Annotated in this window: 20 protein-coding genes; 14 read left to right on the forward strand and 6 right to left on the reverse strand. The window is 43.2% G+C overall.

The window, feature by feature from the left end:
* Positions 1–26: 26 nt before the first annotated feature.
* Entirely contained in the window at positions 27–1,571 is a 1,545-nt protein-coding gene (gene amaB / locus JSY38_RS07085; RefSeq protein ID WP_205116071.1) for an L-piperidine-6-carboxylate dehydrogenase, read from the reverse strand.
* A 178-nt stretch (positions 1,572–1,749) separates the two neighbouring features.
* On the opposite strand from amaB, the gene JSY38_RS07090 reads away from it, so the two are divergent.
* The 8 genes from JSY38_RS07090 to JSY38_RS07125 all read left to right on the forward strand — a co-directional run bounded on the left by JSY38_RS07090 (position 1,750) and on the right by JSY38_RS07125 (position 8,633).
* Complete coding sequence (locus JSY38_RS07090; protein WP_205116072.1) at positions 1,750–2,619, forward strand: LysR family transcriptional regulator; 870 nt, start codon at positions 1,750–1,752, stop codon at positions 2,617–2,619.
* Positions 2,620–2,736: 117 nt separating this feature from the next.
* Entirely contained in the window at positions 2,737–3,540 is an 804-nt protein-coding gene (locus JSY38_RS07095) for a DUF1338 domain-containing protein (RefSeq protein ID WP_205116074.1), read from the forward strand.
* Between the two features lie 197 nt (positions 3,541–3,737).
* On the forward strand, positions 3,738–4,157 hold the full coding sequence (locus tag JSY38_RS07100) for a rhodanese-like domain-containing protein (protein WP_114411740.1): 420 nt from the start codon (positions 3,738–3,740) through the stop codon (positions 4,155–4,157).
* An 11-nt stretch (positions 4,158–4,168) separates the two neighbouring features.
* On the forward strand, positions 4,169–4,420 hold the full coding sequence (grxC, locus tag JSY38_RS07105; protein WP_114411741.1) for a glutaredoxin 3: 252 nt from the start codon (positions 4,169–4,171) through the stop codon (positions 4,418–4,420).
* Between the two features lie 102 nt (positions 4,421–4,522).
* Positions 4,523–5,008: a protein-export chaperone SecB gene (gene secB, locus JSY38_RS07110; RefSeq protein WP_114411742.1), complete on the forward strand. Its 486-nt coding sequence runs from the start codon at positions 4,523–4,525 to the stop codon at positions 5,006–5,008.
* Positions 5,009–5,243: 235 nt separating this feature from the next.
* Positions 5,244–6,911 (forward strand): COG3014 family protein, encoded by a 1,668-nt coding sequence (locus tag JSY38_RS07115; RefSeq protein WP_205116076.1) that lies wholly within the window; start codon positions 5,244–5,246, stop codon positions 6,909–6,911.
* Positions 6,912–6,975: 64 nt separating this feature from the next.
* Positions 6,976–7,602 (forward strand): penicillin-binding protein activator LpoB, encoded by a 627-nt coding sequence (locus JSY38_RS07120; RefSeq protein WP_205116078.1) that lies wholly within the window; start codon positions 6,976–6,978, stop codon positions 7,600–7,602.
* A gap of 2 nt (positions 7,603–7,604) precedes the next feature.
* Positions 7,605–8,633 carry an LPP20 family lipoprotein gene (locus tag JSY38_RS07125; RefSeq protein ID WP_205116079.1) on the forward strand — a complete coding sequence of 343 codons (1,029 nt, stop codon included), beginning with the start codon at positions 7,605–7,607 and terminating at the stop codon, positions 8,631–8,633.
* A gap of 59 nt (positions 8,634–8,692) precedes the next feature.
* Here the strand turns inward: JSY38_RS07125 and JSY38_RS07130 are convergent, their stop codons facing one another.
* A complete protein-coding gene (locus JSY38_RS07130) occupies positions 8,693–9,622 on the reverse strand; it encodes a LysR family transcriptional regulator (protein WP_275586989.1) in 930 nt (309 codons plus the stop codon).
* 99 nt (positions 9,623–9,721) lie between these two features.
* Between JSY38_RS07130 and JSY38_RS07135 the strand changes: the two genes are divergently transcribed.
* Positions 9,722–10,972, forward strand: a complete 1,251-nt coding sequence (locus JSY38_RS07135; protein ID WP_205116082.1) for a gallate dioxygenase — start codon at positions 9,722–9,724, stop codon at positions 10,970–10,972.
* A gap of 140 nt (positions 10,973–11,112) precedes the next feature.
* Here the strand turns inward: JSY38_RS07135 and JSY38_RS07140 are convergent, their stop codons facing one another.
* The 3 genes from JSY38_RS07140 to JSY38_RS07150 are packed head-to-tail and all read right to left on the reverse strand — an operon-like array spanning position 11,113 to position 13,984.
* Entirely contained in the window at positions 11,113–12,399 is a 1,287-nt protein-coding gene (locus tag JSY38_RS07140) for a TRAP transporter large permease (RefSeq protein ID WP_205116084.1), read from the reverse strand.
* Complete coding sequence (locus JSY38_RS07145; RefSeq protein WP_205116086.1) at positions 12,396–12,905, reverse strand: TRAP transporter small permease; 510 nt, start codon at positions 12,903–12,905, stop codon at positions 12,396–12,398. The genes JSY38_RS07140 and JSY38_RS07145 overlap by 4 nt, the downstream gene beginning before the upstream one ends.
* 47 nt (positions 12,906–12,952) lie before the next feature.
* The gene (locus JSY38_RS07150; RefSeq protein ID WP_205116088.1) at positions 12,953–13,984 is read right to left on the reverse strand and encodes a TRAP transporter substrate-binding protein; all 1,032 of its coding nucleotides are present in this window, start codon (positions 13,982–13,984) and stop codon (positions 12,953–12,955) included.
* A gap of 555 nt (positions 13,985–14,539) precedes the next feature.
* On the opposite strand from JSY38_RS07150, the gene JSY38_RS07155 reads away from it, so the two are divergent.
* Positions 14,540–14,872 (forward strand): PBPRA1643 family SWIM/SEC-C metal-binding motif protein, encoded by a 333-nt coding sequence (locus JSY38_RS07155; RefSeq protein WP_114411745.1) that lies wholly within the window; start codon positions 14,540–14,542, stop codon positions 14,870–14,872.
* A gap of 99 nt (positions 14,873–14,971) precedes the next feature.
* Here JSY38_RS07155 and pobA read toward each other — a convergent pair whose 3' ends face one another.
* Positions 14,972–16,174, reverse strand: coding sequence for a 4-hydroxybenzoate 3-monooxygenase (pobA, locus tag JSY38_RS07160; protein ID WP_205116089.1), 1,203 nt, complete (start codon positions 16,172–16,174; stop codon positions 14,972–14,974).
* A 290-nt stretch (positions 16,175–16,464) separates the two neighbouring features.
* Here pobA and JSY38_RS07165 point away from each other — a divergent pair, with 290 nt between their 5' ends.
* From JSY38_RS07165 to JSY38_RS07180, 4 genes are all read left to right on the forward strand, one after another.
* Entirely contained in the window at positions 16,465–17,361 is an 897-nt protein-coding gene (locus JSY38_RS07165; protein WP_205116091.1) for a helix-turn-helix domain-containing protein, read from the forward strand.
* A gap of 106 nt (positions 17,362–17,467) precedes the next feature.
* Positions 17,468–17,650, forward strand: a complete 183-nt coding sequence (locus JSY38_RS07170; protein WP_114411748.1) for an RSP_7527 family protein — start codon at positions 17,468–17,470, stop codon at positions 17,648–17,650.
* A 301-nt stretch (positions 17,651–17,951) separates the two neighbouring features.
* Positions 17,952–19,724, forward strand: a complete 1,773-nt coding sequence (locus JSY38_RS07175; protein ID WP_205116093.1) for a GGDEF domain-containing protein — start codon at positions 17,952–17,954, stop codon at positions 19,722–19,724.
* 82 nt (positions 19,725–19,806) lie between these two features.
* Positions 19,807–20,610: a UDP-2,3-diacylglucosamine diphosphatase gene (locus tag JSY38_RS07180; protein WP_114411750.1), complete on the forward strand. Its 804-nt coding sequence runs from the start codon at positions 19,807–19,809 to the stop codon at positions 20,608–20,610.
* Positions 20,611–20,651 lie beyond the last annotated feature (41 nt).

Raw genomic sequence — 20,651 nt, forward strand, 5'->3', positions numbered from 1 at the left:
AAAGAGCGCTTAACTAAAGAGCGCGCTTACTCAAAGACGATCCCTTGAGCCAAAGGCAAATCACCACCATAGTTCACCGTGTTTGTAGTGCGTCGCATGTAGTTTCTCCACGCATCAGAGCCAGACTCACGACCGCCGCCGGTTTCTTTTTCACCACCAAACGCGCCACCTATTTCGGCACCAGAAGTACCGATATTAACGTTGGCGATACCACAGTCAGAACCTGCTGGAGACATAAACATTTCTGCTTCACGCATGCTTTCTGTAAACACTGCAGAAGATAGGCCTTGTGGGACTTCGTTTTGGATTTCAATCGCTTCATCAAACGTTTTGTAAGTCAGCACATACAAAATAGGCGCAAAGGTTTCTTCATGAACGATTGGCGCATCGTGAGCAATACGAACAATGGCAGGTTTCACATAGAAGCCACCGGCAGGAACCCCTTCAGTTACGCGCTCGCCACCGCAGATAATTTCTCCACCTTGTTTTTTCGCTGTTTCAAGCGCCGCTTGCATACGATTAAAGCTGCCTTCATCGACAAGTGGACCAACAAGATTACCTTCAACGATTGGGCTACCAACGCGAAGCGAGCCATAAGATTTCGCCAAGCGCTCAACCAAACTATCAACGATAGATTCATGAGTAATCAAACGACGCAATGTCGTACAGCGCTGACCCGCTGTGCCCGCTGCTGAGAAAACAATCGCACGTAGGGCAAGATCCAAATCCGCGGAATCAGAAACGATCATGGCGTTATTACCACCCAGCTCTAACAAAGAGCGACCTAAACGACCCGCGACTGTTTTCGCCACCGCACGCCCCATCGCTGTTGAACCCGTTGCAGACACCAGCGGGAAGGTCTCGTTTGCCGCAATTGCTTCACCAAGATCACGATCACCAATCATTACAGACACAGCCGCTTTAGGGATATCTGGCATATCGGCAATAACGTTTTGTGCGATTTGATACATGGCTAAAGCACATAAGGGCGCTTTTTCAGAAGGTTTTAATAGCACAGGATCGCCACAAACCAGACCCAACATGGTGTTCCACGCCCAAACGGCCATAGGGAAATTAAACGCAGTAATAACGGCAACAGGGCCAAGTGGCTGCCACTGCTCCATCATACGGTGACCAGGACGTTCAGACACAATAGACAAACCATGCAACATACGTGATTGACCGACCGCGAAATCACACACGTCGATCCATTCTTGCACTTCACCCAAGGCTTCAGGGACGATTTTTCCGGCTTCCAAAGAGATCACTTGTGCTAACTCATGTTTGTACTTACGCGCTTCGTCTCCAATTCGACGAACCAATTCACCGCGACGTGGCGCAGGAATGGTACGCAATACTTTAAAGGCGTCTTTTAGTTCAGCATTTACTTTATCTAACTGTGCTGGTGTTGCGTTGTTAAAGGTAGACAATGCTTTGCCATCAATTGGACTGTGAGCTGAAAAAGTGCTGCCTTCACCCAAAGCAAGCGTATTACCTGTTAATACGCTGTAAAAAGTGTCCCCTTGTTTTAACGTATTTACACCCAGTGTTTCTAAGCAAGTAAGTGACATATAAACCTCTAAAATTTATGTATGTATTAATTTCTAACTATCAACACCATAACCAGCCAAATCATAAATAAGAAATACCGTTTTCCTGCCAGTGGCCTAGTTTTTTCCTATAGCATGAGAATTGATCTATAGGTATATTGATAGAGAACTCAAAGGCCATTCACAAAAGAGCATAACGATGGACATCCGATCATTACGTTATTTTATTGCTGTTTACGAAGAGCGCAGCCTAAGTGCCGCTGCTAAGCGTTGTTTTGTGGCACAACCGTCCATATCAACCACGGTGTCGCAATTAGAAGATGATCTAGATACAAAACTCTTTGTTCGCCATTCCAAAGGCGTATCACCAACCGACAGCGGCTCACAGCTTTACCCTCACGCCTGCAAAATGGTCAGTGATCTTAGTGCGATGCGCAGCTTATTTACCGACACACCTGTACCACTCGCTCTCTCTATTTCTTTAACGCCTTTTTTGTCGGGTGCCTTAATCAGTCAGGTTATTAAAACCATGCTCGATGAAGTCCATGGACTGACGTTAAAGTTAGTCGATGAATCAGAAAGTGCGGACCTGCGCTTTACTTGTCAGCGCTACACTAACGAAGAAGATGTGTTTTATCCCCTTTGGGAAGATGACTATGTAATCGCCATGCCACTGGATCATTGGTTAGCGGATTTCCCTTCGTTATCCATTAAACAAATAGACAAACAACCGTTCATATCTCGCACACCATGTGACATTTTGGAATCTTGGAACTACTTGATGCAAAAACAGGAGCTCACTACCGATGTTCGTGCTCAAGTAAAAACGGAAGAGTATGCGTTGGACCTAGTGGCTGCAGGTTTAGGTATTTCGCTAATCCCCGAGCATTCATCACGGGGGCGTAGCGACCTGTTTTTACGACCATTAAACGACGTGAAATTAAAACGCGTGGTAGGCTTAGCTCATAAAAAAGAGCGTAGTTTTCCAGCTCATCTTATCAACACAATTTTGGCGGCAAAACAGCAATTGTTAGTAAACAAGAGCGCACCAGAAAATCGTCTCGCATAACTTTTATGCATAACAAGGTGCATTTTTACCTTTTGCATTTCTTGTAAGTCGTGGATTAGAGTAAGTCTTATTCGATATATATTACCTCTTTCCAAACTCACAATTCAGGAGCATTCCATGAAGCCCGCCGATTTCTTCGCATCCTTATGGGATCATTACACAGACGTCACGCCCCAAGCGCAGCGCATTCAACAACTGTTCCAAAGCTACGGTGAAAACGTCCTTAACGACCACGTTGCTTTTCGTACGTTCAATAATTCACCTGTGTCATTAGAGAAGTTAGAGCCTCAACTGGAAGCCCTAGGCTATGTTGCCTATGGTGCTTTTACTTTCGAGAATAAACACTTAAAAGCCCGCTGTTATAAGCACAGAGCCGATGCGGATTCTCCGAAAGTGTTCCTATCTGAGTTACTGGTTGAAGAGCTTCCTGCAGAATGCCAAAACATCATTGCTAAATTTATCGCACAAATTCCGAGTGATGCAGTGCAATCCCCAGCTATTTTTTGGGCTGGAAAGCTATGGGATACACCAACAGAAGCCGAATATCTCACGCTAGCAGAGCACAGTGAATACGCTGCCTGGTTATCAACCATGGGATTACAAGCTAACCATTTCACTGTCAGCATTAATCACTTGCAGAAATTCCCTACGATTGAAGACGTAAATACTCTATTGTTAAACGAAGGTTACGCATTAAACCAAGTGGGTGGCTTAGTAAAAGGCACACCTGATTCCTTCTTGGAGCAATCTTCCACCATGGCCGACAAAGTCGAATACACCTTTACTGATGGCCAACAGAAAACCATCCCTAGCTGCTTTTATGAGTTCGCTCGTCGTCACACCATGCCAAACGGCGTGCTGTTTGATAGCTTTATCGAAGGCAACGCAGACAAAATCTTTGACTCAACCAGCACCAAGTAACGGACTGAAAAAAACTCATCACATAACGAGCCCCAGTGGCTCGTTTTTGCGTTTTAAACCTTGTAGCATCATATCTTTGTCATCTTTGTGTGATAAAAACCTTTATGTAATGTGACAAGCAAAAGTAGTTCTTGAGAGCCTGTACCGATCCATCAGGCCGTGTATAATGCTCGCAGTTTAAATATGAGCCTACTATTATGATTAACCAACTTATCGAATTTTCTATGAACCACTGGGAAATGGTCGCAGTCTTTTTTGCGATTCTTGCCACTTTACTTTTTGTTGAAAGCAAAGGCGGCGCTCAGGGGCTAACACCTTCTGCTGCAACGAACCTAATGAACAATGAAGATGCTGTCATTGTTGACATTCGTCCGGCTAAAGAATTCAGCACAGGCTATATCACTGGCGCAATGAATATTCCAGCTACTAAGATGAAAGAGAACCTAAGCCGTCTTGAGAAACACAAAGATGCCCCCATCATCATAGTTTGCAAATCTGGTGTAACGTCCGGCGCAAGCGCAAAAGACCTTAAAAAATCAGGCTTTAGCAAAGTATATAAACTTCAAGGTGGCATTGCAGAATGGCAATCATCTAACCTGCCACTGGTTAAAGGGTAAGAGTAACTATTATGACCACCGTAACTATCTATTCGAGTGATTACTGCCCGTTTTGCGTTAGAGCAAAACAATTGTTATCAGCAAAGAATATTGCTTTTAACGAAATCCGCGTTGACGGAGAGCGTGAATTAAGACAAGAAATGATGGAAAAAAGTGGTCGTCACACCGTCCCACAAATTTGGATTGGTGAACAACACATTGGTGGATGTGACGATCTGTACGCTCTTGAGCGCGAGCAAAAGTTGGATGCCTTACTTGCATAAAAGTAAGAACGCCAATTATTCGCCTGCACAGAGTGAATAAACGTACTAACACTAACCATCGCAACACAAAAACATAAAAAATCATAGAAAAAGGGAACCAATATGTCCGATACAGCGGAAACACCTGAAGCAACAACGCAAGAAGCGCAAGCACCACAACTTTCCATGCAACGCGTATTTCTAAAAGACATTTCTTTTGAATCTCCACGCTCACCAATGATTTTCCAAGAAGAATGGAAACCAGAAGTAGGCTTGGAGTTAAATACTAAAAGCCGCCAAGTAGGCGAAAATGTCTACGAAGTCGTTTTGGAAATCACTGTAACCGTGAAAAACAGTGGCAACACTGGCTATTTAGTACAAATTCAGCAAGGCGGTTTGTTTGTTATTTCTGGTCTTGATGATCAGCAATTGCACCACGCATTGGGTGCTTTCTGTCCAGCAACTTTGTTCCCATACGCTCGTGAAAACATCGATGCTATTGTGGTTAAAGGCAGCTTCCCAGCCATCATGCTTGCACCAATTAATTTCGATGCGCTTTATGTTGAAAGCCTACAAAATCAACAAGCTGAAACTGAAACAACACAATAATCTGTATTGGTTGAAACACACAGTTTAAGGTTATAAAAAAGGAGGCTATTCGCTTCCTTTTTTTGTTGCATAATAGAAGACATAAATATCCTCCGTAATATGGAAGCTGTGATGAAGAAGAAAAAAAAGCCTTGTCCAAATTGTCTCAGAGCTCGCTGGTTAATTCTCTATCTCGGTTGCTTTGCTTTGTTTGGCATTCTTGTCGTTAACCAGTTTTTTGAAAAGGGAATGTAAGGTGAGGTTGCTCCTTCTGTGGCTTAGTGTGAGCGTGTTGAGTGGCTGTGCTACCTACCAGCAAGATATTGAAGCAGGCTTAAGTTTGGCCAAAGCTGGCGAATGGAAAGAAGCGGAGGAGCAACTAGAAGACGTACTATCCAACAAGCAGGACTCACTACTGTATTACATGGAAATTGGTGCTCTTGCACAAAACCAGGGAAATTACGAACGCAGCAATACATTACTAGAAAAAGCAGAGCGATTAAGCGATACCTTTTTTCCTGATAATTTTTCGAATCGCTCCTGGGCTCTGCTCAGCAACCCAAGACAAAGCGACTATCGCGGCAGCGGGCTAGAACGCGTTTACATCAGCTATCTTAAATCTTTGAACTACCTAGCTCTGGCTGAGCAAGAAAAAAATAGCTCTAAAAAGCGCCAACTCAATGATGCCGCCTTAGTAGAAGTACGACGCATTGACATCAAACTTAATGAAATCCGCGCCCAAACCCCAAGTTATCAAGACCTTAATACCAAAGAAAACCAAGCCTTTTACATGAAGGCATTAAACTGGTTAGGTGATTTTTACACTGGCGGACGTGACACCGATAAATTCCTCTATCGTGATGATGCTTGGGCTCGTTACTTAGCTGGGCTGCAATACGAAATCGATGGCGAATTCGATGATGCACGTATCAGCTATGAAAAAGCCGCCAACCTGTATGAAGACGGTTATGCCACGCAATATGCTTTGCCTAGCACAACCGCAGATCGAGCTTGGCTAGATGCGATTCGTATGATGCAAAAAGGCGGTTTCAGTCAAAGTGAAGTTCAACAAAAAATAGACACCAAACTGTCTGCAGACATGCAAGAAACCCTCAAGCAATACAGCAAAGGCGACGCAGAATTAGTGGTTTTAGAGCATCAAGGCTTTATTCCCGATAAAAGCGAAATGACCCTATTGCTGTACGCAGACCCTCAAGCCTATTCATTGGTACTTGAACCACTTCACGGTGGCGGTAGCCAAACTGCAAATGACTCATTTCGTTGGTTTACCATGGTGTATGCTGACATTAACCCACTAAACCTAATCGCCAATTACAAAGCAGGAGGTGCATGGGGAACTTTTTCAGGTGTCTTTACCAAGCGAGTTATACTTGGTCGGCCTGTTTGGCGGCAACTGCAGGATATCAACGTAGACCGATTGCTCACGGAGCAAACCATTCGTGTCACAGTCCCCTATTATCAACGCTTTACACTGGATCAGCATCAGCCAACGCTACAAGTAAATACGTCATCCATCGCGCCTTTTAAAAGCGCATTACGAATGACATCGCTAGCCGACATAGCTTTTCAGGAGCAACTAGCTCAAGCTCAACGAGATATTTATGAAGGCCTAGTAAGAGAATTACTGCGCAGTTGGTTAGCCTATCATGCGTCATCAAGTGTTCAGGACCAAAATGTCGCTTTGATTTTAAACCTAATTGGCCAAGTCGCCGTGTTTGCCTCATCAGCAGCAGACACACGGAACTGGCTCACACTGCCTGCGCAAGTCAGACTAACCCGTGAGCCTCTGCCACCCGGCAACTACAACCCAGAATACAAAGTGGATAAAAATACATTCTCTCTCGGTGGGGTCAGCTTAGAAGCCAATGAAATTAAACTTTGGAATCTTCGCAACCCCTATTAGACTCTATTAAATTGATTATACTAACGGCTTGGCATCAGGCTAAAACGGACGTAAGGAAAATATTATGCGCATCGGAACTCTTAAACAGCCGAATCTAATTTCTCTATCATGGAAAGCGCTTATCGCTCTCTCCATGACTGTATTACTGACAGCCTGTTCTGGCAGTGTAAAACGTCTTGATACCAATGAAGATGTGATGCTGTCTGACCGCTGGAATGACACAGACTCTCGCCTTGTCGCGGAAGAAATGATGAACGATATGCTGACATTCCCATGGTTCCGTAACTATAACTTCAGCAATAAAGGCAACCCAACAGTTATTGTTCAAACCATCCGTAACAAAACCTCTGAACACATTCCCGTTGATACCTTCATCAATGATATCAAACGCAGCTTGTTACGTGCCGGCAAAGTCGATTTTGTTGTATCCGGAGCTGAACGCGATGAGGTACGCAGCGAACGCGAAGAGCAAGAATTAAACGCAGCACCGGACACTGTCGCCAAGTTCGGTCTAGAGCAAGGCGCTGGCTTTGCCCTATCAGGTACCATTAACTCCATTGTGGACTCTAATGGCGACCAACGTGTAAGCTTCTACCAAGTTGACCTCAAATTGATTGATATGACGACAAACCGAGAAGTTTGGAATGGTCAGAAGAAAATCAAAAAATTGGCAGACAAAGGCTTTTTCTAACTATGAAACTCTCCGCTTTACCAACATCGTATAACTGGATAATGGTAACGGGTCTATTATTCAGTCTAACTGGCTGTACAGGTTTAATGACCGAGCCCGAGCAAGCACCAGAGACCATACCAGACTGGGTGTTGTCGCCACCTCGAGATAATACCCATTTATACGGTGTTGGCAGCGCGCCACGTATTGAAAACATTGCTCTCGCTTTTAATCAGGCAGAGCAAAACGGCAATGCTCAAATCGCCCAGCAGCTGCGAACCCAAGTCAGTCAGATTAATACTCAAGACACGCAAGTTCGATCTGGACAAGGCGGAGAGCAAGTTTCAAAAACACAAACCGCCTATACTCAAGTCACCACATCCCCCATTGAGTTAGAACAAACCAAGAACGAGAAACGCTTTGCAGGTGAAAACTACGTCTATGCCATGCAATCCATTGACCGCAGACGCATTGTTGCCAAACTCATAATAGCTATCAACGACACAGACTCAACGATTCTCAAAGAAGCCGCATTGTTAAGCAAGGCCGACGACCAATATCCTGCACCGCAGGATTGGCAAACCTATATGCAGCTTATTCCGTATTTTGCCCAACGCAAATCCTACGTAGATGAGCTAACAATGTACTCCGTTGAGAATACAAGCGCCGGTAAAGCCGCCTCGGATATCCAAGCGATAGAAAAGCGGCTTAATCTCGCTCTAAGCCATTATGGATTTGATGTGTCGTCGACAAGACAAGCCGACCAATTAGCCAGTGCACTCTCGCATTTTGGCCTAACACCCAAAAGCGGCTCGCTTTTCAAACTAAATAGCAAAACCGTGCTACATACGGAAGAACAAGATGGACGCTTTTATGCTTTTGAAGACGGAACTCTAGAACTTATCGACCCATCGGGTTCACGCTTGGCATCTTGGACTGTCAGCTCTAGAGGCATCGCGAAAAATCAGGGCAAAGCCAAAGAGCAAGCGTCTTACAACTGGTCAAAGCAAGCTGTAGAAGCCATGTTTACTTGGTTAACTCGTTTAGATTAAGTGATTTAGGGTGAGACACTCTAAATCACTTAATCTAAAGAACTATTTGAGGTTACGTCTTACTGTTTGATTTTTTTATCTTCACAAATTTCTTTTAAAAACTTTAGCACGGCATCCACTCGTTGAGATCGATTCTTTCGGCTAGGATATAAAGCCGTCAGTTTCGCGGCACCCGATTCTGGCTTTATATCCTCAGCTACCTCAATCAACTCTCCAGACTCTATCTGTTTTAAACAGTATTGCTCTGGTAGTAATGATATGCCACTACCGGAGAGCACAACCTCACGAACAGTTAAAGGATCATTGCAATGAGTAATATTGTTCTGGAGGTCCAAATACACTTTCTCTGAGTGACAATAAACCGGAAAACGATCAATACCATATCGCGTCTCACAAATTGAAATATGATCAGTAAGTGAATCAATTGTGATTGGGGAATCGAGCGCAGCAAGATATTCTTTTGATGCCACCCATTTCAATTTCCCAGAATAAAGTGGCTTGGCAATTAATTCAGAGTTTTCAAGTTCACCAACAATCACAGCGATATCAATTTCATAATGAAAAATATCTAAAGAATGACCATTCATTATGATTTCAAACTGTATTTTGGGATACCGCTGCTGGAACTCACTTAGTCTAGGAGCTAAAAACTCACGACAAAACGCCATTGGTACCGCTAACTTCACTCTACCCGTTGGCTCTGCTTGTAGACCAGTAATAACTGAATCCGTTTCATTCACCAACTGGAGTATTTGACTGGCATGCTGATAGAGAGTTTGCCCCTCTGTCGTCACCCAAATATTCCTAGAGTTCCTTTCTAGCAAACGAAGATTCAACGTTTCTTCCAAACGAGTAATGGACTTACTTATAGTCGATTTTGACACGCCCAATTGCCTTGCTGCTTCAGACATACTCTTGGTTTCGACAACCTGCACAAAGGCAGGTATATCGCTTAAGTTATTTTGTAGATTCGAACATATTGTCTTCATATGGAAACGATAGGTTTTAAACCAATAAATTGTCGTATTTTTAGTTTATGAGTATTCTCTCCTTATATCTAGTATATTCTTACAATATAAGGAAGAAGAATGGCTAAAATTATAGGAGGCATTGGTGCCTCTCATTCACCAACAATCGCATACGCTAAAGATACAAACAAAGGCGCTGATGCGTCTTGGAAGCCTATTTTTGATGATTTCTCTGTTTTACAAAAATGGGTACATGAACAAAAAATAAATGTGATGTTCCTTATTTTTAATGATCACATCACCTCATTCTTTTTTGATCACTACTCGCCTTTCACTTTGGGTGTAGACGATTCTTATATCACAGCCGATGAAGGTGGCGGTGCAAGAGACTACCCTGCTGCCAAGGGCCACAAGGCCTTATCACAACACATTGCGCAATCAATGATGAATGCTGAGTTTGATTTGTCGACATTCCAAAAGAAGCCGCTTGACCATGGATTTTTCTCCCCATTCTCTATGATCGCACCGGAAGTAGATGGCGCATATTGGAACGGAACAGTCGTTCCGCTACAAGTGGGTGTCCTTCAGTTTCCCGCACCAACAGCAAAACGTTGCTATCAGTTTGGCAAAGCGTTGCGCAAGGCGATTCAGAGTTTCCCTGATGATGATATGCGAGTTGCCATTGTGGCGACAGGTGGTTTGTCTCATCAAGTACACGGTGAACGCTGTGGCTTTAATGATGAAGCTTGGGACAACAAATTTTTAGACGCTTTAGAATTAGATCCAGAAGAATTGACCAAGATGACACACGCGCAATACGCTACAAAAGGCGGATTCGAAGGGGCCGAAGTCATTATGTGGTTAATTATGCGCGGGGCTTTATCAGACAAGGTCAATAAAGTGCATCGTAGTACCTATTTACCTTCTATGACAAACATTGCGACGGTTATTTATGAAGACACCGAAGATACCAATGCAGTCATCGTCGATCCTAATTTAACACATCAGCTAGATGGTCTTGAAAAGCTAGAAGGAACCTACCCTTTTACCTTAGAACGCAGCCACAAAGCGTATCGTTTGAACCTGTTCTTACGCAACCTTTCTAACCAAATTCACCGTGAACGATTTTTGGCAGATAAAGAAGCCCTGATGTCAGAATGCCAACTAACAGATGAAGAAAAAGACATGATCCGTGAGCTAAAATGGATTGAGATGATTCGCTACGGCGCTATCTTTTTCGGGTTAGAAAAATTATCAGCTGTCTTGGGTAAATCCAACCCCGAAATTTATGCCTGTATGCGAGGGGAAACGATGGAACAATTTCAAGCCAGCCGCAAAGTTTCAATGACATACTCTGTTGGTAAAAAGTAAAGTTAATAACAAACTACCAATTCGAAAAAAAAGCCAGATTCAGCTTAGGCTGAATCTGGCTTTTTTATATGCTTAAAACAGAATAAAAAAATGGCTCTAAACAGAACCATTTTTTATTTAAGCACTTCATCTACATCTATCTATAACAAACCAACCGCCAATACAGGGAACGCTACAATGAGTGCTAAACGAAGCAAATCAGATATTACGAATGGCATCACCCCTTTATACATATCTCCAATAGAAATATGGGGGGCAACTGATTTTATAACAAAGACATTCATACCAACAGGCGGTGTAATTAAACCAAGCTCTACGGTAATAACAGCCACAATACCAAACCAGATTGGATCAAACCCAGCAGCTTCAATTAACGGATACACAACAGGAACCGTCAACAACAGCATAGCAATACTATCCATGACGCAACCAAGCAGCATAAACAAAATCAACACACAAAGTAGAACCATATAAGGCCCTAAATGCATGCTATCGACAAATTCAACCAGAGCAAAAGAAATACGTGACACAGAAAGAAAGTAACCAAAAATCTCCGCACCGATAATCATGAAGAAGATCATTGCAGACATCACCAAGGTTTCGCTAACCGCTTCCTTAAATTGAGGAAGGCGCATGCCTCTCACCAAAGCAATTAACAAGGTTGCTCCTGCTCCTACAGCTGACGCTTCTGTCGGTGTAAACCAACCACTATAAATACCACCAATAATGAAGACGAAAACACCGGTAAAAGGCACTAATCCTTTAAGACCCAAGAGCTTTTCTTTTAACGTTGTTGCCTGACCTGGTTGAGCCATATTTGGAAAAACAGTCACCAAAATAGCGACAGTAAGGCCATACATCACCAAGCCAAGTAAGCCAGGAATGACGCCAGCAATAAACATAGCGCCAACAGATTGTTCAGTAATCAAAGCGTATAACAACAGGGCAATAGAGGGAGGAATCATGATACCCAATGTACCACCCGCCGCTAGCACGCCTGTTGCTAATGTTGGAGCATAGCCATTTTTTTCCATCTCAGGCAAAGCGACTCGTGACATACTCGCAGCTGTCGCCATAGAGGAACCTGAAATAGCTGAAAATATACCGCACGAAGTTACCGCAGCTAATCCCATGCCACCGCGCCAACTACCAAACATAGCCCTAGCGCCTTGGAATAGTTCTTGCGACATCCCTGACTTTGACGCAAACACCCCCATAAGAATAAACATAGGAATAGGACTAAAACTATAATTCGACAAGGTCTCAAATGGACCACTGGCCAGAATAGAAACAGCAGGGTCAAAAGCGACAATCCAACCAAAGCCAACGAAGCCAGCTAATGCCATTGTTAGCGCTACAGGTGCCCGTAGCGCAATTAGTAACAACATGGCTGCAATGCAAACCATACCAATCATTGAAGTGCTCATGACTCAACCTTCCCACAAAATAATAGTCGAGACGTGTACGCCACTGCGGAAACAGCCAGCATAGCAGTCGCAAAACAAGCCACCCCATAAAAATACGTCAATGGAATCAATAGATCTTGGGTCGTTTCATAACTCATCGCGGCTTCTTCCACCAAATGATAGAAGCCATAGCTCATACCCACGCCCATTAAACCAAAGCAAAAAATATAAACGGCTTCTAACCTATTTTTTGCTTGGCTTGATAGCCGCTCCGTAAACAGGTCAACAATGACCTGTGAACGGCTGACTGAATGCGGCAGTATAAAGAGTACGGTAAACAAAAGACTGTATTTCACCATCTCGATACCACCAAGAATGGTCCAATCTACGGTACCGTTCGTTATCGTAAACAAGCCTCGAGTGAAAACATCAAACAAGGTCATCACCATCATAGCGATTAAGAAAAAACCGCCCATTAAGTGCATTCCATGCGTGATCCTATCTATTATTCGAGCTACTGCTTTCATTAACTCTCTCCAACTACCACTACTTTACTTAAAAATCTAAACAGCGTTTAGATGCACGCTGTTTTGGACAATTCAACTGCTCGTGCATAGACCTTGTATGAAGGTAAGCCTTTCTTCTGCAGTTCATCCAAATACTCTTCAGTTGCTTGGTAAAGCACTGGTTTCCAAAGAGGGTTCTCAGCACCGTCTTCAATGACAGTAATTTTGTGACCCATTTCGACAGCTTGAGCACGGCCTTTCGCATCTAGATCATCAAAAACAGTAGCCGCTTTCTCAGACCATTCCATGCCAGAGTTATGATCAATAACTTTTTTAAGGTCAGCAGGCAAACGATTATAGAAGGACTTATTTATCGTCATGACAAACGCCAATGTATAAAGACCACCTACTTCCGTGTGATTAGGTGTTAGCTCATTTAGGCGAAAGGTATATTCACCTTCCCACGGCAAAGCAACACCATCAATCACACCACGCTGAGCGGACTGATAAGCATCTGGCGCTGGCATACCAACCGGCTGCGCACCTAGACCTTCAAGCAATTTTGCCACTACAGCAGTCGGGCGACGAATACGTAAACCCTCTAAGTCCTGAGGAACTTTGATTTCTTTATTAGTAGTATGAAGACCGCCTGGTCCATGCGTGAACAAGAACAGCGGTTTAGTTTGAGTGTATTCTCTAGAAATGAGCCCTTCATCGTACAAAGACTGCGCTATACAAGAGCCTTGTGCTGCATTCTGAGACACGCCTGGCAATTCAACGATTTGCGTTAGAGGAAAGCGATTGGCTGTGTAGCCCTGAACAGAAACGGATACATCTGCAATACTATTTTTTACCGCATCGTACTGAGCGGGTGGTTTTGCCAATGTACTAGAAGGATACATTTGAACGTCAATGCGTCCATTGGATTCTGTTTCTACTGCCTCTGCCCATTTTATAAATAGATTTTGGCTTGGATCAGATACTTCAGGAAAGAAGTGACTGAAGCGTAATGTATATTCTGCGGATGCGTTTGCCTGAGCACTGAGAATTGCGGAAGCTGCCACTGCGGTTATAGCAGCATGCTTTATTATTTTTATCATATTCGACTCCAAAGTAGCCTTGTTGTTTTTTTATTTACCCATTTTATTGAAATCCATTTACTTAAAAGGAGACTACCAACCAGGCCTGAGAAAAGGTAATTGATTATAAATTTAAGGTATTGAAAAATTAGATAGTGATATTGTCATTTTTTAGAAACGCTTCGTTTCAATCTATTACAGAAACGTCCATAAGAAATGCAATGTATTGATAATAAATATAAAAAATCAAAAAAACACACAGAAACCAGAACAAGAGCGACTTTCATTTTTCGTTGACATAAATCTATATCTATGAATGAATAGCGCTATTACACCTGTCAAATTATCGAAATAAAAAACAAGTAGACCCTTACTTGGCTCAGAGAAAAATCAAAATGAACTGAGAAATATTTGTATAGCTCTCTTAGTAAATACCCATCACCTTATAAAAGATCTTCCTGTGAGAATGGACTATTCAGTAGCATGAAAGATATACGCTATGTGCTCTAAATTCTGTTAGACTGCGCGGCATTGGCCACTCGCTGTGAGTGGCTGTACGTACCATTAGGAACACCAGTGTCAAAATTCTTTTATCGTGGTAGACCCGATATCATGGGTAAGCATAACCTAGGCAATTATCAGCCTAAGCCTAAAGTAAAACCTGGTAGCGAAGAGAACCCGCTCATTTTACAAGTTCAAACGCCTGAGCGTGAGAGCGAAATAAATGCCATCTTGATCGCTAACGACTTGATCGCAGAAATTACGATTAACAGCGAAGTGGCCGAAGATATTACGCCTTTGGATATGGTGCTTAATAAACCAACTCCACAAATCGCTGAAAAAGCACCACAACGCAATGACCCTTGCCCATGTGGAAGCAGCAAGAAATACAAAAAGTGCTGCGGCTAAAATGCTAAGCTCATTAGCATCACTAGGCTCTAACAAATGAAAAAAGCGGTATCTAATTAGATTACCGCTATTTTTTTATCACAAACTCGCCGTTATCCGTTAAGCAAGATCTTCATAAGGCAAACCGACATATTGCATAGCAATAATACGGCGCCCTTCTTCATTGTCCGTGTAAAAACTCAGTTCAGAACTCATAAACTTTTCATGAGTTGCAGCATCAGTATCCTGTACATCACCCTGTCCAAAATCATGCAGCATGCTGGTCATCCACCATGAAAAACGCTCCCCATGCCAAACACGACGCAAACAAATATCGGAATACTGAGAAATGCATTCTTTGTCGCCTTCGTTATAAACACGCGTCATCACTTTATACAAGGTCGCCACGTCAGAAGCCGCTAGATTCAAACCTTTAGCGCCAGTTGGAGGAACAATATGAGCCGCATCACCGACCAAAAATAAATTACCGTATTGCATGGGCTCACACACAAAAGAACGTAATGGGGCAATGCTTTTCTCAATACTGGGTCCAGTGACCAACTTGGCAGCAACATCATCCGGCAGACGGCGCTTTAGCTCTGACCAGAAATCGTCATCACTCCAGTTTTCTACTTTGTCAGTGAGAGGCACCTGAAGATAATAACGCGAGCGGGTAGCTGAACGCATGCTGGTCATGGCAAAACCACGATCCGTTTTACAGTAGATCAATTCGTCGTTAACCGGTGGCGTATCAGACAACACACCTAGCCAACCGAACGGATAAACACGCTCGAACTCTTTTCGGGACGACTCAGGGATAGTTTGACGAGACACGCCGTGGAAGCCATCACAGCCAGCGATGTAATCACAGTCTAATCTGTGTTGTTCACCGTTCTGCTCAAAGGTCACATAAGGCGCGTCGCTTTTCACATCATGCAGAACCACATTGCTGGATTCGTAATACGTGATGAGACCAGCGTTCTCACGTGCTTCCATCAAATCACGGGTCACTTCTGTTTGGCCATAAACCATCACAGTGCTGCCGCCAGTTAACTTTTCAAGCTCAATCTGCACTCGCTTGTTATTGAACGCCAGTTCCACACCATGATGTACTTGGCCTTCACGGTCCATACGCTCACCAACGCCGGCTTCACGGAGCAAATCCGTCATACCTTGTTCAAGTACACCGGCACGAATTCGACCTAAAATATATTCCCCAGAGACTCGCTCGATAATGACATTATCAATGCCCTGCTTTGCTAATAGTTGACCCAGTAGTAGACCAGATGGACCAGCACCAATAATGGCAACTTGCGTTTTCATGTCTCTCTCCAATTATTGTTATTTTCGATGTCGATTCAGTGATAAACCTCTTTATGACAACCATAATGGAAGATAAACACATAAGACGTTAGGTGATATTTATTCAAAAAATTGTACTTTTTGATCAAGATTATTTTTCTAGAAAGACATCATCAACACAAATATAAGTGACTTTTTTAGCCTTTTACCCTATAAATATCGATAAATAGCTATTTTTTGTACTTTTTTGCAGAAAAGTAAAAACTCTCTCTGAAAGTACATTTATGTCACTTTTAAATAAGAAGAAAAAAATGCAAAAACAAAAAACCGACATTCCTCACTTTGGGCTTTATGGTGAGCCCAGTTGGATTGATGACTCTGAATTTTTCCATATAGAAGACATAGAATCCCGCAGCGGTGATTTAGGCTGGAAAATCAATCCGCATCGACATGCGCAACTATTTCAAATTCTGATTGTAAAATCGGGGGAAGTGAAAGTTCAACTCGATGAGCAGCAGCAAAAGCTGCAAGGTGCATGGGCGATTATTGTTCCTGCCGGTGTTGTCCATGGTTTTCGCTTTGCACCAGATACAGATGGACGCGTCATCACCATTGCCGAACCGCTACTAGAAGACGCTTACAAAGAAAAAGCCGCCAAATATATCCAACCACTACTAAGCAAAGCCAGCTATATCGACTTCAATGGCCAACGCAGTATGTTTGCGGAGCTTTGGCCATTGATACAGCAGTTGGAAAGCGAATCCTCTTATATACGCGAAGGTCGCGCTCTTATGAGTGAGTATTTAATCAAAGCGATTCTACTAATGCTTCATCGACAACAAGTGAATAGCGAGCATAGCACTACCAACAAAACAGAAACCAGCCAGGCACATCAACTCAAAGAGTTAATAGAGAAACACTACCGAGAGCACTGGAATAGCCATCAATATGCCGACGTCTTGGGCACATCCACCAGCCGTTTGAATAGACTCAGCAAAACCGCCTTCAACCAAAGTGTACTCGACTTAATTCATGGACGAGTATTGTTAGAAGCCAAACGTAGCCTTATTTATACCGCTCGTTCAGTAGAAGAAATAAGCTACGACTTAGGTTTCAAAGACCCCGGTTACTTCTCTCGTTTTTTTAAGCGCTCCATAGGCATGCCTCCAGGTAAATTCAGAGCACTGACCAACCAGCCCGTCATATGATGAATTTATCTAATCTATTAGCTGAAAATTGATCGTTTGCTGAATGATTGGTCAGATCCTAAAATAACAAGTGTCGAAAATGACTTAACTTTTTAGGAGAATCTCTATGAATAACGATCTTAAATATGATGCTTTCGGTAACCTTGATGCTGATTACTATGTAGAAAAAGCGTATGAATTACGTCGCGCATACCTATCTTCAGCAATGAAAAGTGCCGTAGTAAACCTAAAAGCATTCTTTGCTAACCTAGCTTCTAGCCGTACATTGAAATCTGCACCACAGCACTAAGCACTATCCACTTTTTGGTCGAGCTTATTTGAACTATCTGTCACCGTTATTACTCATTAAACGAGAAAGTTAATAGCCGTAGCAGAAGCAAATAGATACCGACGTTAAAGAACCCAATGTTCCCGATGATCGAAAGGCAAGAATAATAAATCGATCCGGTAACGGGGTCCTCTCCCTAAGAAATTACCCAACATATCCCCACTCACAACGCTTCGCTAACTTTTCCAGTCATCAAAACGTCATAAATATGACATAAAATAATTCCTCATCCCTTGTCTGACTAAGATCTATTAGAGGAACAATGAGACAAACAGCCGACATGACTTTGCTTGAAAAAGTCCTAACCAATGGATTAATCACGCCCTATTTCCAGCCTATTTATAATTTAAGTAATGGCGAAATTTATGGGCACGAAGCTCTTTCTCGCGGTCCGATGAACTCTACCTTATTCTCTCCAGACCCTCTTTTTACGCTCGCTCAACAAGAAGGAAAGCTGCATAAATTAGAATTACTGTGCCGTGAAAAAGCCCTATCGAAATTCGCCAAGCTAGATCTAAAAGGCCGTTTATTTCTCAATGTCAGTGCATCGTTATTAGGATCACCCGACCACCAATCTGGCATGACATTAGCGATTTTAAACGAACTGGGACTGGATCAAAAAGACATCGTCATCGAGCTTTCTGAACAGCATCCGTACGACCACAATGGCTTACCACGCAGCAGTGTTGATCACTACCGTGAAATGGGATTTCAAGTCGCCATTGATGACCTTGGAGTGGGCTATTCGGGCTTACAGCTTTGGTCTGAACTACAACCAGACATCGTCAAAGTCGACAAACATTTCATCCAAGGAATCGACAAAGACGAAATCAAACGCGAGTTTGTTCGCTCTATTCTAACCATTGCCCAGCGCCTCAACTGCACCCTCATTGCAGAAGGCATAGAAACACAGCAGGAACTTGATCAACTGATCGAAATAGGTGTCACCCTAGGACAAGGTTATTTTCTTGGTCGACCAGTAGAACACCCAGCGTTTTCGACTCACCCTTATTTGGCAAAGCAAGCTCAACGACGCTCCCAATTTCAAGTTGACCACTCAGAAACAGTACAAACACTGTGTCGTCCCACACCAAGCTTGCACGAAAACAGCTTATTAGAAGATGCGTCTCAGTATTTTAAAAAACAACAAGACCTAGTGGCGATCCCCGTAGTAAACAGCGACAACGAACCCGTCGGAGTAGTGCGCCGCCACCAGCTACACGAGCTTTTCTCTACACCTTATGGGCGCGCTTTATACGAACACAAACCCGTCACAAATTTACTCAGCGATGATGTATTGATTGTTGAAAGCAATGTCAGCTTATCCAGTGTTTCCACTTTGATGACCAACCAAGAAGCCGATACGCTGAATAATGAAATCATCGTAGTCAGAAAAGGCAAGTTTATCGGCACAGGCCACCTTCGAGATCTCTTAAAACGCATTACCGAACTAAAAATTCAAAATGCCACTTACTCAAACCCTCTGACGCTATTACCTGGCAACGTTCCGATTCATCGAGAAGTCAGTCGTCGTTTATTAGCAAATGAAGAATTTTATGTGGCCTATTTCGACTTAAATGACTTTAAACCTTTTAATGACTTCTTCGGCTATTCAATAGGTGATGAAGTGATTCAGCTGGTTGGCTCTTTAATCAAAAACCAAGTAAATCCTGATAACAACTTTATCGGGCACATTGGCGGCGATGATTTTGTGGTGATTTTTGGTGATCAAGATTGGCGCCAGCAATGTGACAACATATTAAACATCTTTGGGCAAAAAGTGCGCGAATTTTATACCGAAGACACCTTACAAGACGGCGGTGTCTGGACTAAAAACCGCCAAGGCGACACGCTCTTCCACCCCATTTTAAGCCTCGCTATTGGTGTGGTTCACCCCAATCCGAAACAATGCACCAATCATCACCAAGTAGCAGAGCTCGCGGCACAAGCGAAAAAGTTTGCCAAACAACAAGGTGGCAATCATATCTACCTGCAACCGTATCTAAACACTCATCTACTTGATACAGCGCATTAAGGTTTATTGAATTGTCACAAAGCCCTCACAAGTTTGTCACATAAGCGCTTTACCTTAAGAATAGACAGTCTAGGAGGCGCTTATGCAGACGACATTTCGTTCGGTATTTATTTCTGATGTACACCTCGGTACAAAATCTTGCCAAGCCATACACCTATTGGATTTTTTACAATCGATTAAAACCGATACCTTGTATTTAGTCGGTGACATTATCGACCTGCAAGAAATGCGTCATAAGGCCTACTTTGTCGATGCTCACCACCGTGTCGTAGAACACATACTGGAGATGGCAAAGTCAGGAACAAAAGTCATTTATATTCCCGGTAATCACGATGCCTTCTTTCGCCAGTTTGCAGGACAAACGCTTTCTGGAATCGAGATAAAACTCAACGCTCGCCATAAAACTGCCAACGGCCGAACCTTTTATGTCAGCCACGGCGATGAATTCGATCAAATGGTAAAAATCAGCCCACTCATGCTCGCCATAGGCGATAAAGCCCACGGCCTCATGTTGTCGCTGAATCAATGGATCAACGGCGTGAGACGCTTGATAGGCTTACCTTATTGGTCACTGGCAGGCTATTTAAAAAGCCATATTAGCAAGGCAAAAGAGTTTATTGAGCGCTTTGAAACAGCCGCCATCAAATCCGCAAAAAACCACAAAGTCGACGGCTACATCTGCGGCCACATTCACTTTGCCTCCTTTCAGCTTAAAGACGATGTTCTCTATTGCAACGATGGCGATTGGGTAGAACATTGCACAGCATTAACAGAATCTACTGCTGGGGAAATGAGCCTGATGCACTGGTCAGAAAACCCAAGAGTCTTAGCGACAGAGCCAAAAGAAGAAGATTGGGGATTATCGCCAGTACCTGCTCGGAGTTAGTGGTAAAGGAATAAAAGGAGCAGTCATTTTTGCTATTCCCG

This window comes from Marinomonas foliarum (assembly GCF_016906065.1).
Classification (GTDB): domain Bacteria; phylum Pseudomonadota; class Gammaproteobacteria; order Pseudomonadales; family Marinomonadaceae; genus Marinomonas; species Marinomonas foliarum.

Coding starts and splice junctions, on each gene's coding strand:
- amaB (WP_205116071.1), bottom strand. CDS start 1,571: ATGTCACTTACTTGCTTAGAAACACTGGGTGTAAATACGTTAAAACAA.
- JSY38_RS07090 (WP_205116072.1), top strand. CDS start 1,750: ATGGACATCCGATCATTACGTTATTTTATTGCTGTTTACGAAGAGCGC.
- JSY38_RS07095 (WP_205116074.1), top strand. CDS start 2,737: ATGAAGCCCGCCGATTTCTTCGCATCCTTATGGGATCATTACACAGAC.
- JSY38_RS07100 (WP_114411740.1), top strand. CDS start 3,738: ATGATTAACCAACTTATCGAATTTTCTATGAACCACTGGGAAATGGTC.
- grxC (WP_114411741.1), top strand. CDS start 4,169: ATGACCACCGTAACTATCTATTCGAGTGATTACTGCCCGTTTTGCGTT.
- secB (WP_114411742.1), top strand. CDS start 4,523: ATGTCCGATACAGCGGAAACACCTGAAGCAACAACGCAAGAAGCGCAA.
- JSY38_RS07120 (WP_205116078.1), top strand. CDS start 6,976: ATGCGCATCGGAACTCTTAAACAGCCGAATCTAATTTCTCTATCATGG.
- JSY38_RS07125 (WP_205116079.1), top strand. CDS start 7,605: ATGAAACTCTCCGCTTTACCAACATCGTATAACTGGATAATGGTAACG.
- JSY38_RS07130 (WP_275586989.1), bottom strand. CDS start 9,622: ATGAAGACAATATGTTCGAATCTACAAAATAACTTAAGCGATATACCT.
- JSY38_RS07135 (WP_205116082.1), top strand. CDS start 9,722: ATGGCTAAAATTATAGGAGGCATTGGTGCCTCTCATTCACCAACAATC.
- JSY38_RS07140 (WP_205116084.1), bottom strand. CDS start 12,399: ATGAGCACTTCAATGATTGGTATGGTTTGCATTGCAGCCATGTTGTTA.
- JSY38_RS07145 (WP_205116086.1), bottom strand. CDS start 12,905: ATGAAAGCAGTAGCTCGAATAATAGATAGGATCACGCATGGAATGCAC.
- JSY38_RS07150 (WP_205116088.1), bottom strand. CDS start 13,984: ATGATAAAAATAATAAAGCATGCTGCTATAACCGCAGTGGCAGCTTCC.
- pobA (WP_205116089.1), bottom strand. CDS start 16,174: ATGAAAACGCAAGTTGCCATTATTGGTGCTGGTCCATCTGGTCTACTA.
- JSY38_RS07165 (WP_205116091.1), top strand. CDS start 16,465: ATGCAAAAACAAAAAACCGACATTCCTCACTTTGGGCTTTATGGTGAG.
- JSY38_RS07170 (WP_114411748.1), top strand. CDS start 17,468: ATGAATAACGATCTTAAATATGATGCTTTCGGTAACCTTGATGCTGAT.
- JSY38_RS07175 (WP_205116093.1), top strand. CDS start 17,952: ATGAGACAAACAGCCGACATGACTTTGCTTGAAAAAGTCCTAACCAAT.
- JSY38_RS07180 (WP_114411750.1), top strand. CDS start 19,807: ATGCAGACGACATTTCGTTCGGTATTTATTTCTGATGTACACCTCGGT.